This window comes from Synergistaceae bacterium DZ-S4 (assembly GCA_025943965.1).
Classification (GTDB): Bacteria; Synergistota; Synergistia; order Synergistales; family Synergistaceae; genus Caenicola; species Caenicola nitritireducens.
Map to the genome: position 1 here is coordinate 21,730 of JAPCWD010000017.1, position 12,243 is coordinate 33,972.

Annotated in this window: 12 protein-coding genes; 6 read left to right on the forward strand and 6 right to left on the reverse strand. The window is 44.1% G+C overall.

From position 1 onward, the window contains the following. Positions 1 to 83: 83 nt before the first annotated feature. Together OLM33_09405 and OLM33_09410 are read right to left on the reverse strand one after the other, a co-directional pair. Positions 84 to 434 carry a tRNA-binding protein gene (locus OLM33_09405; protein MCW1713868.1) on the reverse strand — a complete coding sequence of 117 codons (351 nt, stop codon included), beginning with the start codon at positions 432 to 434 and terminating at the stop codon, positions 84 to 86. Between the two features lie 30 nt (positions 435 to 464). Beyond that, on the reverse strand, positions 465 to 1,658 hold the full coding sequence (locus OLM33_09410) for an RtcB family protein (protein ID MCW1713869.1): 1,194 nt from the start codon (positions 1,656 to 1,658) through the stop codon (positions 465 to 467). Between the two features lie 652 nt (positions 1,659 to 2,310). Between OLM33_09410 and OLM33_09415 the strand changes: the two genes are divergently transcribed. The 3 genes from OLM33_09415 to OLM33_09425 all read left to right on the forward strand — a co-directional run bounded on the left by OLM33_09415 (position 2,311) and on the right by OLM33_09425 (position 5,484). Continuing rightward, positions 2,311 to 2,457 carry a hypothetical protein gene (locus OLM33_09415; GenBank protein ID MCW1713870.1) on the forward strand — a complete coding sequence of 49 codons (147 nt, stop codon included), beginning with the start codon at positions 2,311 to 2,313 and terminating at the stop codon, positions 2,455 to 2,457. A gap of 1,484 nt (positions 2,458 to 3,941) precedes the next feature. Next, positions 3,942 to 4,553 (forward strand): transcriptional regulator, encoded by a 612-nt coding sequence (locus OLM33_09420; protein MCW1713871.1) that lies wholly within the window; start codon positions 3,942 to 3,944, stop codon positions 4,551 to 4,553. Continuing rightward, the gene (locus OLM33_09425) at positions 4,540 to 5,484 is read left to right on the forward strand and encodes a nucleotidyl transferase AbiEii/AbiGii toxin family protein (GenBank protein MCW1713872.1); all 945 of its coding nucleotides are present in this window, start codon (positions 4,540 to 4,542) and stop codon (positions 5,482 to 5,484) included. The genes OLM33_09420 and OLM33_09425 overlap by 14 nt, the downstream gene beginning before the upstream one ends. 883 nt (positions 5,485 to 6,367) lie before the next feature. On the opposite strand, the gene OLM33_09430 is transcribed toward OLM33_09425, so the two are convergent. Beyond that, complete coding sequence (locus OLM33_09430; GenBank protein ID MCW1713873.1) at positions 6,368 to 6,664, reverse strand: hypothetical protein; 297 nt, start codon at positions 6,662 to 6,664, stop codon at positions 6,368 to 6,370. Positions 6,665 to 7,113: 449 nt separating this feature from the next. On the opposite strand from OLM33_09430, the gene OLM33_09435 reads away from it, so the two are divergent. The 3 genes from OLM33_09435 to OLM33_09445 all read left to right on the forward strand — a co-directional run bounded on the left by OLM33_09435 (position 7,114) and on the right by OLM33_09445 (position 10,691). Next, positions 7,114 to 8,049 (forward strand): transposase, encoded by a 936-nt coding sequence (locus tag OLM33_09435; GenBank protein MCW1713874.1) that lies wholly within the window; start codon positions 7,114 to 7,116, stop codon positions 8,047 to 8,049. A gap of 930 nt (positions 8,050 to 8,979) precedes the next feature. Further along, a complete protein-coding gene (locus tag OLM33_09440) occupies positions 8,980 to 9,744 on the forward strand; it encodes a transcriptional regulator (GenBank protein MCW1713875.1) in 765 nt (254 codons plus the stop codon). Continuing rightward, positions 9,744 to 10,691, forward strand: coding sequence for a nucleotidyl transferase AbiEii/AbiGii toxin family protein (locus tag OLM33_09445; GenBank protein MCW1713876.1), 948 nt, complete (start codon positions 9,744 to 9,746; stop codon positions 10,689 to 10,691). Before OLM33_09440 ends, OLM33_09445 begins: the two co-directional genes overlap by 1 nt. 171 nt (positions 10,692 to 10,862) lie before the next feature. Here the strand turns inward: OLM33_09445 and OLM33_09450 are convergent, their stop codons facing one another. From OLM33_09450 to OLM33_09460, 3 genes are all read right to left on the reverse strand, one after another. Further along, positions 10,863 to 11,192, reverse strand: a complete 330-nt coding sequence (locus tag OLM33_09450; protein MCW1713877.1) for a hypothetical protein — start codon at positions 11,190 to 11,192, stop codon at positions 10,863 to 10,865. 445 nt (positions 11,193 to 11,637) lie between these two features. Beyond that, positions 11,638 to 12,039: a nucleotidyl transferase AbiEii/AbiGii toxin family protein gene (locus OLM33_09455; GenBank protein ID MCW1713878.1), complete on the reverse strand. Its 402-nt coding sequence runs from the start codon at positions 12,037 to 12,039 to the stop codon at positions 11,638 to 11,640. A 20-nt stretch (positions 12,040 to 12,059) separates the two neighbouring features. Further along, positions 12,060 to 12,243 (reverse strand): ATP-binding protein (locus OLM33_09460; GenBank protein MCW1713879.1); only part of this gene is annotated, 184 nt, incomplete at its 5' end.

The window sequence follows — 12,243 nt, forward strand, 5'->3', positions numbered from 1 at the left end:
TAAGACTACAAGCGAAGGGAAGATGCCGCTAGGCGGGCGGGGAGGGCATCTGCGGGGAAGCTGCGACGAAAATGTCGCGTGGATCAGCAGGCTCTTGTCCCGTTGGGCACCGGAGTTTCAGGCTGTGCAAGGACGGGTGTTATCCCGTCTTCGTAACCGATATCAAAGAGCATACCCTCAGACACTTCTCCGGCCATTTTTTTAGGCGGCAGGTTTACAACAAACAGAGCCTGCTTACCCTCTATCTCTTTCGGGTTTTTCCTCTCCTGCTTCATTCCAACGAGTATATTGCGTTTAAAAGTGCCGAAATCAACTGTCAGCCTGACAAGTTTCTGCGAATCGGGCACGTCTGCCACATTCAGTATTTCTCCGACCCTAATGTCTATCTTGTTAAGCAATTTAAATGATATTTCGGGTTTTACCGCATCTGTCATCTTATTACTCCTCCAAACAAGCAATTATTATTAATGATCACCTGGGCCATAGCCTCCTTTTCTTCTGCGCCAGCCTTGCCTCTCTGAAGCCTTAAAGTTATAAACCGGCCGCAGATGATCTGTAATATCCGCAGTATCTGAGATATTTGTGATTATCTCGTTCATCGGCTTATAGGCTTCGGGACACTCGTCCAGTGTATCGCAGCTGACCGAGGTGGTATATATCCCCTCCATGGACTTCCTATATTCGTTCATGCTGCATACCTCCATTGCCATAGTGCGCGACATCAGGCGTCCTGCTCCGTGCGGGGCCGAAAAGTTCCAGTCCGGATTTCCCTTGCCTATACAAAGCAGGCTGCCATCACGCATATTTATCGGGATAAGCAGGCGTTCTCCTTTCTGTGCGGACACCGCACCCTTGCGCAAAATCATTTTGCCGGTGTCTATATAGTTATGTATTGTAGTGAAGGTATCATTTATCTTCCAGCCCATATGTCCGCAGATGCGGTCTGCTATCGCCTGCCTGTTTATTTGCGCAAATTTCTGAACTATTTTCATATCGTGGATGTATGAAGTGAAGAGCTTGTTTGATCTGCCGTCCTTAGAGAAGATATCATCCTCCAGGTAAGCTAAAGCTTTCGGCGGAAGTTCCGTGTTTTCAGATACGCACTTGCGGAGTTTCCAGGCGGCGTCCTGATACCACTCAGCGACCTCAAGTCCCAGGTGCCGGCTTCCTGAATGGACGACCAGACAGTAATTTCCCCTCGTGTCTTTGTCAATCTCAATAAAATGGTTGCCGCCGCCAAGGCTTCCTATACTTCTGTATGCCTTGTCTATTTCAACATGTTTGCCGCATTCAAGTTCACTGAGGTCTATCGAAGAGGCAATGTTAAGCGGATCCTTATTTATTGAAAACCCGCTTGGTATATAACTTCTGATAAATTCGTCCAGTTTAAAGTAGTCGATCGAATAAGTGTCGATATATGCAACTGTCATGCCACAGCCTATGTCTACACCAACAAGGTTCGGCACCACTTTATCCCTGATCGTCATAGTAGTGCCGATCGTACAGCCTGCTCCTGTGTGAACATCAGGCATTATACGTATACGGCTGCCCTCGGCAAAAGACTGATTGCAGAGCTCTAATATCTGCGCGCCGGCAGATGGTTCGATATTGTCAGTGAAGACCTTAGCCGTATTGTATTTTCCGCGGATCTCGATCATCTCTTAAAGACCCCCTCATTGGAACCATTTACACTGCAACATACATTTTTGTCAACGCCGGAGAATTGCGGCTCATGGAGCCGCTGGGAATTTGCAGCCTCTGGGCTGCGGAGAATTCGCAATCCGAAAACCTGATCGCTGAAGAATTTGCTCGCTTCGCATCGCGGTGAATTTGCAACGCTTTGCGATGCTTGCGTTGCGGAGAATTAGCCCGTAAGTCTTAAAAACTGAATTCACCGGCTGGGGTCCCACCAAACTCTCCGGCGACGGCAGTCACTGCCGCTATCGTTGCAATCGTTGTGCAACGATAGCGAAAAAATAGATTTAAATTGCAACGATTAATACAACGATAGCTTTAATTGTACGTGTACTCTTATCGATGTCTCTCCGCTATCTTCTTTTCAAATATGAATTCTTATGGTATGCTTAATTGACATGATCGTTGACAAAGGTAATCAAAAATAGGTTTATAGGATATGAAATTACAAGGCGTTTATCTGATAACCTTTTGAATAGAAAAGTTTTTATAAATTTATATAGTCGGACACAATGCATTACATACCAAATATTTAGGAGGTCGGTTACGATAAATATTTTTGACAATATCAAAAGAACAGATCCCGACGGAGTTGAATTCTGGAGCAGCCGCGATTTGTCAAAGGCTCTTGAATATATTAACTATCGCAACTTCGAAGAAGTCATTGAAAAAGCAAAGCAGGCGTGTATAAATAGTCACCAAAAGATCGACGATCATTTCGTCGACGTCGACGAAATGATCGAACTCGCTAAGGGTGCCTAAAGACAAATAAAGTCAGTCTTTTTGTCCAGATTTGCATGTTACCTGATCGTCCAAAGTGCAGATCCCAGAAAAGAGGTCGTAGCCCTTGGACACAGCTATTTTGCGTTACAGACGCGTCGCCAGGAAGTTGAAGATGACCGGCGTCTAAAACTTAGGGCCGAAATCAAAGAACAGAATAAAGGTCTCGCCTCGGCTGCAAAACAAGCCGGAGTTGTACAGCCTAGGAAATAATTGGGGTCAGACCTACACATTTGACATAATACCCTGTTTCCAGAAAAAATTGAGCCTGTTTATTGTTTGGAAAAACTGTGGGCCGATACAAAAGACAAATGCTGGTTTAGTTTAAAGATCCAGTCACGGTGATGATGGATGATGTTATCACAGAATACAAGTATCCCCTCTGCGCGCTGCACTTCCCTCATTACAAGGGCAGCATATGTGGCAGACAGGGGATACTGAAATAGATATGGGCCAAATCGCGCATAAAGTCAAAATTCTTAGGGCTGGGACTTGGATCGTTTTCGTCATTAACTTAGGAATGAGCGATACCTGAACTATGACCTTGCGATTTGAGAAAATAAAAAACTCCCCTTTTGAGTCCCGCTCATGGCATTTCTGCCAATATCCCGCCAAGAAAAGGGGGACAATCACGGACTCAGGGAAGCCTCATTAGTATATCCGATTTGTTAAAAAATGTGTATGGTAATGGTGTAAATCAGCATTTTGCCAACAGCACCAAAAGCCCTTGACATTCCCGAAACAGGTTGAAAAAAAATCGAGAAGGTCCTCACTCAAGGTAAAAAAGCCCCGTCCGACTTATCCAGGGTGCAATTCCCTGGGAGAGGACGTGCACGGGGCGATTGCAGTCTAAATAATTAAGACGGCCTTGTCAAGAATGGTAAAAAGAGCGCCCCGGTTTGCTACATCAGGCGGGGGTCCAATACCCGACGACTGGTTTGCAATCAGGGCTGATAAATACACTAACTTATAGTGCATCTTTTGTCAAAAGGGTTCGTTTAATAACATATGCCATGCTTTTGAAGAACTCAAGGGGGCATACCTACACAATTGACAGCAAGGTATTCATTCGAATCATCGGTATAGCGGGGCTAAGCTAAAGGAGATAGGGTATCTTTACCTTCTATCGTATTAGGTGTTATCCAGGCAAGTGACTCCGCTGACTTACTCAGCCACTTTATTTTTAACACAAAAACGTTTATATTGAAGCGATAGCGTGTTTAAAATAAAATATCACTTTATATATTGCATATAATGGTTGGTATTACAGCTATTATATGTTAAAATCAAAGCATGAGGTGGTGTTGATGAAATACTATGAGCGTTTGGTCGACCTAAAATGCTTTTCTCGCTCTGATGTTGAAAGATTGACAAAAAACAAGTACACAGCGGATTCCCTGATAAAGGAGTATAAGCGTAAGGGGTATATTGAATCCGTGCGACGCGATCTTTTTGTGGCCATAAGTATGGAAACAAAAGGGCCGGTCGCTAACCGCTACCTTATAGCAACAAATATATTGCGCGATAACTACATTTCACACCATTCGGCCTTTGAATATTACGGTTATGCAAACCAGGTTTTCTACGAAGTCTATGTATCCGGCGAAGGACGTTTTGTTGACTTCGAATACGACCACATAACGTACCGTTATGTGGCTCCTCGGATAGAAGCTGGTGTCAGCCTGAAGGAAGATGGTGTCCGTGTAACGGATATGGAGCGTACTATCCTGGACAGTATCAATGACTTTGATAAAATAGGCGGCTTGGAAGAACTGCTGCGATGTTTGGAGCTTATAAACTATGCAGACGAAGAAAAACTTCTGCTTTACCTTGAAGCTTATCACAAGCAGGTCCTATATCAGAAAACGGGATATATCCTCGAGCACCTGAAAAAGCAGCTGCGCATTTCTGACAACTTTTTCGAGGTTTGTAAAAGCAAGCTCAAAAGCAGCGTCCGCTATCTTTATACCGGCATAGAACATGAGCCTAACACCTTCAACAAACGATGGAAACTGGTCGTGCCTCCGGACCTGATGAAGCTAGTATCGAAGGGGGCAGACGTAAATGCGGACGTATGAAAAAAGCAGGCTCTCCCAAGAGTCACAAAAACTTGGGTTCATCCGCGATACATATGAGAAAGTCTGCAGACTCTCTTCAGTTTTAAGTTTCATGCAAAGTGACCCGTTGCTAAAAGAGAGCTTAGCTCTCAAAGGAGGAACGGCAATCAATCTGACGATATTTGATCTGCCCCGTCTCTCCGTGGACATAGACCTTGATTACGCAAAGAACAACAGCAGGGATGAGATGATATCAGAGCGGATGGATATCACAGAGATAATTCGGAGATATATGGCAGCTGAAGGATATGATCTAAGCAACAGATCCAAAACATATCATTCACTTGACTCCTTCTTTTTCGTCTACACTAACTCTGCGGAGGTCAGAGACAATATTAAAATAGAACTGAACTACTCGTTGCGCAGCCATGTGTTTCCCCTTAAATACAGAAGTGTAAAAGTGCATGGTTATATGTCTGCCGCCGAGGTGCTCTCCGTTGCTCCAATAGAGATATTCGCAGGCAAGATAGTCGCACTGCTGTCAAGAGCTGCTGCCAGGGATCTATATGACATTAACAACATGCTTAACTATGGATTATTTGATGAAGCTGAGCAAGATATGCTTCGCCGGTGTGTAGTTTACTACAGCGCAGTCTGTGGTGAGCGAGCACCGGAAACCTTTGATATTGACAGGATCGACAGCTTAACAAAATATAAAATTAAAACGGATCTCTTACCGGTCATCAGAAGGACTGAAAGGTTTGACCTTGCTGCGGCACAGAACAGAGTAAAGACATACCTGACTGAACTGCTCGTGCAGACTGATGCCGAACGTTCTTTTTGTGATGCTTTCAGAAACAAAGATTACCGCCCGGAATTGCTTTTTCACGGTGAAATGCTTGAACGTGTAAAGAATCATCCAATGGCACTTTGGAAGTGCCGAGGAATCTAATGGAACCTTAGGGTCAGGCCTACACAATTGACAGTATGGGTCGGGAGGGTCCTCCGGCCGGGCAAGCATGGGCGAGCAGTTGTAAAGGCGGGCGGAGAGTGCATCCGCCGGGAGTCATTGGGAGTCAATAGCAAATCGGTTGGGAATCGGTGGGTTACGGCAAAATACAAATAGCGGTTTGGTTTAAAGACTCAATCACGGTGATGTCGGACTACATCTTGGCAAAACAAATATCCCCTCTGCGCGTGGCACTTCCCTCATTACAAGGACAGCCTATGTGGCAGCCAGGGGATATTGAAATTATTATGGGAGAAATGCTGCATAAAGTCAAATTTTTGGGACGAGGGCCTGAATGGTTTTCACCACTGACGTAGAAATGATAGAAACCTGAACTATGATCTTGCAATTTGAGAAAATAAAAAACTTCCCTTTTGAGTCCGGCTCATGGCATTTCTGCCAATATCCCGCCAAGGAAAAGGGGGACAATCACGGACTCTGGGAAGCCATATTAATATATGCGATTTGTTAAAAAATGTGTATGGTAATGGTGTAAATCAGTATTTTGCCAAGAGCACCCAAAGCCCCTGACATTCCCGAAACAGGTTGGAAAAAAGAGAAAGAAGGTTCTCACTCCAAATATAAAAAGAGCCACCAATTACGGCGGCATCTTCGCATTCGCAAAAACTCACCGTACCACAAGGCGGCCTCTAAGCCAGTATAAACGAGATATTTTGAAATATCAAGGAATACCGGCCCTTCAGACAGCACCTATGTCCTTCTTATGCTTTCTCCGTATTGCCCAATTGACTTACAATTGATTCCCTATTGACTCCCGTGCGGATTCAGTCTCCTCCTACTTTTACAATCGTTTGCCAATGCTTGCCTATTGCTTGCCAACTGCTTGCCGAGCAGACTTGGCTTCTGTCTGCTTCTTTCCTTTCGGTATATCGGGCGGATAGGGGGTGATGCAGTATTCCTGCATGGTTTCGGTCCAGGCTTCGTAGTCGCTCATCCCGGGGACTATCTTCTGCAAATTGGTCATGGCTTTCTTCGTTCTTTCCGCCTGCTTCGTTGCATACTTCTTTGCTTCCACACGGTCGGCCTTTTTCCAGACTCTCGGGAAGTAGATCATCCAGTGCTCCATGGTCTCTTCAGCTATCCTTTCTACCGACATCTCCATTGTTGACACCATCCCTCAAGTGAATGTTATTGATTTATTGTCTTATAATATGGCTATTGTTGATAGTGTCAAGGGGGGTGGGCCGGGAGGGTCATCCGGCCTGGCAAGCGATAGGCAAGCGGTAGTAAAGGCAGGCAGAGAGTGCGTCTGCCGGGAGTCTGTCGGAAATCGATGGCAAATCAGTTGGGAATCAATGGGTTAGAGCATACGGAGGCAAGATACCGGGTTGGCAAGCAGTTGTAAATGCTGGCGGAGACTGAATTAGTTAAGAGTCCGTGGGTTAGGATATTAGGTGTGAAGTCTTATCGTTTACCCTGGATAGTGATCATACGGCCGTTTAGAACTGAAAATAATTGGGGTCAGACCTACACATTTGACATAATGCCCTGTTTCCATAAAAATTGAGGCTGTTTATTGTCTAAAAAAACAGAGATCAAGGAGGCGAAAACATGGCGAGGCCTTTGCGGATAGAATATCCCGGAGCTTTTTATCATGTTACCTCAAGGGGAAATGAACGGAAGGATATTTTCGAAAGTAACACCGAACGTGAAATCTTCCTTTCTTACCTTGCATCCGCTCAAGAAAAATACGAAGCTGTCGTTCACGCCTATTGCCTTATGTCGAACCATTATCACTTGATGATCGAGACCCCGCAGGGTAATCTCTCTCAGATAATGAAATACATCAACAGTTCCTACACCAACTTTTTTAATATCAAAAGAAAACGAACGGGACACCTTTTGCAGGGACGCTACAAAGCTGTCCTGGTTGAAGCCGATGCCTACGCTACAGAGCTTTCACGCTACATCCATCTGAATCCGGTCAGAGCGGGAATGGTCAGGTCTCCGGAAGAGTATCGCTGGTCAAGTTACAGTTATTACACAGAGAGAAGTTCTCCGTCCTGGCTCAAAACAGGATTCATTCTCGGATATTTTGGCACGGACCCCACACAGTCTCGCAGGGACTACAGAAATTATGTAATAGAAAAGGTCAACGGAGGCTACATTGACCCGCTTGCAGGAGTAGTAGCTTCGACCATATTGGGGAGCGAAGATTTTGTTCGCCGCATCAAAGAGAACGAGCTTGATGGAAGGACTTTGGACAGGGATCTTCCTGCGTTGACGGAACTTAAAGAAAAAACGGATCCGAAAATGATCCAAGAGGCAGCCCTGGAAATCTTTCCGGATGACAAAAGAACTGCGCGATTTGCCGGAATATATTTATGCCACCGTTACAGCGCGGCAAAGCTGAGGGAGATCGGATGCCTTTACCGGTTGTCTGATTCCGGCGTGACTCAGGCGAGAAGAAGATTTGAAGCAGCCATGAAGGTGGACGCCCCATTGAGAAAAAAGATAGAAGAAGTCCTGGTGATCCTTGGTCTGTGAGTGTATAAGCCTTTCGATCCAGTCAGCCGTATTTTGAACCTTACAGGAGTTTTAGGAAGGTGGCTCTATGCAGCGCGCAGGCCGGCTCTATTGGATCGCGCGAGTGGCTCTAAGCCTTAGCGCCGTCGGCTCTGTCTCGCCGTGTTTCTGCAGATGAAGTATGGATAAGTATGGATAATTTTATAATTGCTGCAGTAGATTTATCCAAAACGTATTGTCCGTAAAAACAATAAAATCAGTCATAGACAGGAATTCCTATTGGATAAAATGTTTGTCGCAAGCTAAAAATCCCCGGAATTTCAAAAGGCTGTTTTGATTTTTGGAACTGTTTTCGAAAAACAGGAAAGGCTTTTGCCGGGAAAGAAAAAACAGGGACCGATGGTAGAGATCGGTCCCTGTCATTAGAAAGGGGATCATTTGCGTATTATCGCAAAGTCCCAATGGTAGTAAAAGCGGCCGGGGAGAGCACCGGCGGCAAGCAATTGGCAAGCGTAGGCAAGCAGTCGTAAAGGCGGGCGGAGAGGGCATCCGCCGGAGAATTTACGAGAAATGCACTCGCGGTGAATTTGCAGCAATGATCTCGCTGCGGGGAATTTGCATCGCTTCGCATCGCGGAGAATTTGCAGCTTTCCAAGCTGCGGTTAACCGGTTCTTGAATCTTTAATTCTCCGCCGTGCGGAGTCTTAACCTGCTCCTACGACTGCTGAGCAACTGCTCGTATCATACGAACATACTTGGCAATTACTTAGCCTTGTCCTGAAACAGTAGAAAAAGGCCAAATGGTTACGGCTGAATTCCATTCCTGTATTTACTCACAACATTTCTTTTAAGGAATGTTGTGTGCATATTCAAGAATATCCGTTCCTAATTTTACACAAAACATTGGAAATAAGGAATGTTTTGTGCGATAATAGGAATGGAGGTGTTGTGATGAAATATCTGGATAAACTAATTAAGTTGGGCTGCTTTTCTCGTCAAGATGCTGTTGCCATAGTAGGAACCGAAAAAGCGGCACACTCTTTGCTTCATGATTATGTCAATGCTGGATATATTGAACGGATTCGCAGAGACCTTTATGCAACTATCAGCCTTGAAACGAAGCAGCCTGTCTCAAATCGATTTTTGATTGCAACGCGTATTGCTGACGATGCTTACGTTTCGTATCACAGTGCATTTGAATACTTTGGCTACGCCAATCAAGTATTTCATGAAGTCTATGTAACGACAACCAGCAGATTCAGGAATTTTAATTATGACGGGATAACCTATACGAGAGTTTCACCGAGAATTGATCCCGGGGTAATTACGACCAATACCGGAATCAGAGTCACAGATATTGAAAGGACCGTCATTGACAGTATCTGTTCCTTTGAGAAAATTGGAGGCCTGGAGGAACTTCTTCGTTGCCTGATGCTGGTTCCTGCATTAAAACCCGAGAAGCTTATAAAATATCTTGACGATTATGGTCAGGCAAATTTATATCAAAGATCCGGTTTCTTGCTCGCAGAATTTTCGGAACAGCTGGGTCTTGTAAAACCGTTCTTTGATCACTGTAAAAGCAAAATTCCCAAAGCAAAGAAATATCTTTATTCCGAAAAAGATGCCCTTTCAAAACACTTTGTCTTACACGAGGACTGGATGATTTTTGCCCCTGAGAACATAAAATCAATAACCGGTAAGGGGGTCGATCTGTAGTGCCTGAATGGAGCAAACTATTATTGGGAAAGCAAGCCAAGGAGCTTGGGTTTGTCCGGGATACCTATGAGAAAGTATGCAGATTAACTGAAATACTGAAATTTTTCGAAAATGATGCAGTGCTTGGAAAATCCCTCGCGTTGAAGGGCGGAACAGCAATCAATCTGACGATCCTTAACTTGCCAAGGTTATCCGTTGATATTGATCTGGACTTTTCTGAAAATGTCGGCCGCGATGAAATGCTGGCTATGAAATCAATAATCAGTGACCGAATCGAGAAATATATGAGAGCTGACGGCTATTCATTGAGTCCCAAATCAAAGCAATATTATGCTCTGGATTCCTATGTTTATGAATACATCAACTCCGGAGGAATGAAGGATAACATTAAGGTCGAAATCAATTATATGCTTCGATGCCATATTCTTGAAATCGGACAAAGGCATTTCGAATCGACCTGGCAACCGGCAGGAGTATCTGTACTTAACGTGGATCCAGTTGAAATATTTGGAAGTAAAATCGTCGCATTAATGAATCGAACGGCCCCGAGAGACCTTTATGATATTCATAACCTGGTTAAATTTGGTTTGTTTGATGTGTCTCAGAAGCAAATGTTAAGGAAGTGCGTTGTATTTTACAGTGCAATCGGGGCAGATTCGCCTCCTCTTGAGTTTCAGACAGGCACGGTTGATCTGGTAACTCAGATGCGTATCAAGACAGATCTTTATCCTGTTTTGCGAAACAAGGACCATTTTGATCTTAAAACAGCTCAGGTAGAAGTCAAAGCCTGGCTTAATGATTTATTGCAGATGGAAAATAACGAAAAGGAATTCCTCAATGCCTTTAGGAAAAAAACATATCAGCCGGATCTCCTTTTTGGATCACACGAAATATTGGATCGTATCCAAAACCATCCTATGGCACTCTGGAAGTGCTCGCAAAGGTAGATGTCGATATGTGTTGATCGCCCACATATAACCTGATGAGCAAATTGATTGGAAGAACATTAAACCGATAAGTTCAAATTGACCAGACCTATATTTGTTGGGTGTATTGTTCCTCACGTTAGCGGAGATGAACTACTTGGCCCTTTTGTCCATCTTCTGATTCTTAGTATTTCAATCAAAAAGTTTTGTTTGAGATTGACGTACCTCTCGTTTTTTCTTCTCCTTCGTCATTTCCACATTCTCCACCCGCTTCTCTGCTTTTGGGATATCGGGCGGATAGGGGGTGATGCAGTATTCCTGCATCGTCTCGGTCCAGGCTTCGTAGTCGCTCATCCCGGGGACTATCTTCTGTAAATTGGTCATCTCTTTTTTCGTTAATTTTGCCAACAACATTGCGAGTTTCTTTGCTTCCACACGGTCTGCCTTTTTCCAGACTCTCGGGAAGTAGATCATCCAGTGCTCCATGGTCTCTTCAGCTATCCTTTCTACCGACATCTCCATTGTTGACACCATCCCTCAAGTGAATGTTATTGATTTATTGTCTTATAATATGGCTATTGTTGATAGTGTCAAGAGGGCTTTTACAATTGTGAAACTGCGACAAAACACGTCGCGTGAAACAGTTGTGAAGCGATAGTGAAGCTGTTGTGAAGAAAGTCTGGGAGTGAATTAGTTGTGAGTAGATAGGTTAGGATATTAGGTGTGGAGTCTTATAGTTTACCCTGGATAGTTATCCTACGGCCGTATAGGAAAAATGATCGCATCTCATATTTCTTCGTTGCGTTCGCTCTCTCGTTCAGAGCGAACGCAACGAAGTCTAAAGAACGTTTTATAATGATGCCTGCCACTTCCAAGTTTGCGAAATTTGAACGTTTTTAGAGGTATCATTTTACAAATATACTTAAATCATTTTGCAAATGCGTATTTTCGTAAAAAAGATTAAGAATCAAAAATTATTGATCAAAGCTTTTAATGCACCCGTGATATCCTCGTACGAGATTTTATCCGCATATCTATAATCTTTTGTGTACCTATTCCATCTGGCTCTCAACGTTTCGCTTTCTTCAATTTCTTCCAATCGATTGCTGATATTTTTAAAAATATGATTTGTTCCCCTATGTGCCGCAGTTGATCTCAGTGCCTCAGCAAATACTTTATTGTTAATACTCTGGGTTTTAGTTAGTATATATACATCGTAAAAATCCCTCGGTCTTGTATTCAGTTCTCCCCTTCTCAAAATAGTTTCTGCTTTTTCTGCCAGGACAGTTTCAATGTTATAAGTCCAGATGCCAATGCTGTCAACGCCGGGATAAATTTGACCCAAACGGCCGGTTGAAATTTGACCCAACGCCGGACTTCCTCAGCCGGTTAAGATAACGCCGGATTAATTACAGCGGGAGGAACAGAAACAAACCCGGCCTTTGCCCTTCCTCTTAGTCGATATGTTTCACCGCGTATGTTAATAACATGAGCGTGATGCAGCAGGCGGTCAAGCATTGCCGTAGCTATAACCGGATCACTCATCAACTCTCCCCAGCCAGCAAAGTGTTTG

Coding starts and splice junctions, on each gene's coding strand:
- OLM33_09405 (MCW1713868.1), bottom strand. CDS start 434: ATGACAGATGCGGTAAAACCCGAAATATCATTTAAATTGCTTAACAAG.
- OLM33_09410 (MCW1713869.1), bottom strand. CDS start 1,658: ATGATCGAGATCCGCGGAAAATACAATACGGCTAAGGTCTTCACTGAC.
- OLM33_09420 (MCW1713871.1), top strand. CDS start 3,942: ATGGAAACAAAAGGGCCGGTCGCTAACCGCTACCTTATAGCAACAAAT.
- OLM33_09425 (MCW1713872.1), top strand. CDS start 4,540: ATGCGGACGTATGAAAAAAGCAGGCTCTCCCAAGAGTCACAAAAACTT.
- OLM33_09430 (MCW1713873.1), bottom strand. CDS start 6,664: ATGGAGATGTCGGTAGAAAGGATAGCTGAAGAGACCATGGAGCACTGG.
- OLM33_09435 (MCW1713874.1), top strand. CDS start 7,114: ATGGCGAGGCCTTTGCGGATAGAATATCCCGGAGCTTTTTATCATGTT.
- OLM33_09440 (MCW1713875.1), top strand. CDS start 8,980: ATGAAATATCTGGATAAACTAATTAAGTTGGGCTGCTTTTCTCGTCAA.
- OLM33_09450 (MCW1713877.1), bottom strand. CDS start 11,192: ATGGAGATGTCGGTAGAAAGGATAGCTGAAGAGACCATGGAGCACTGG.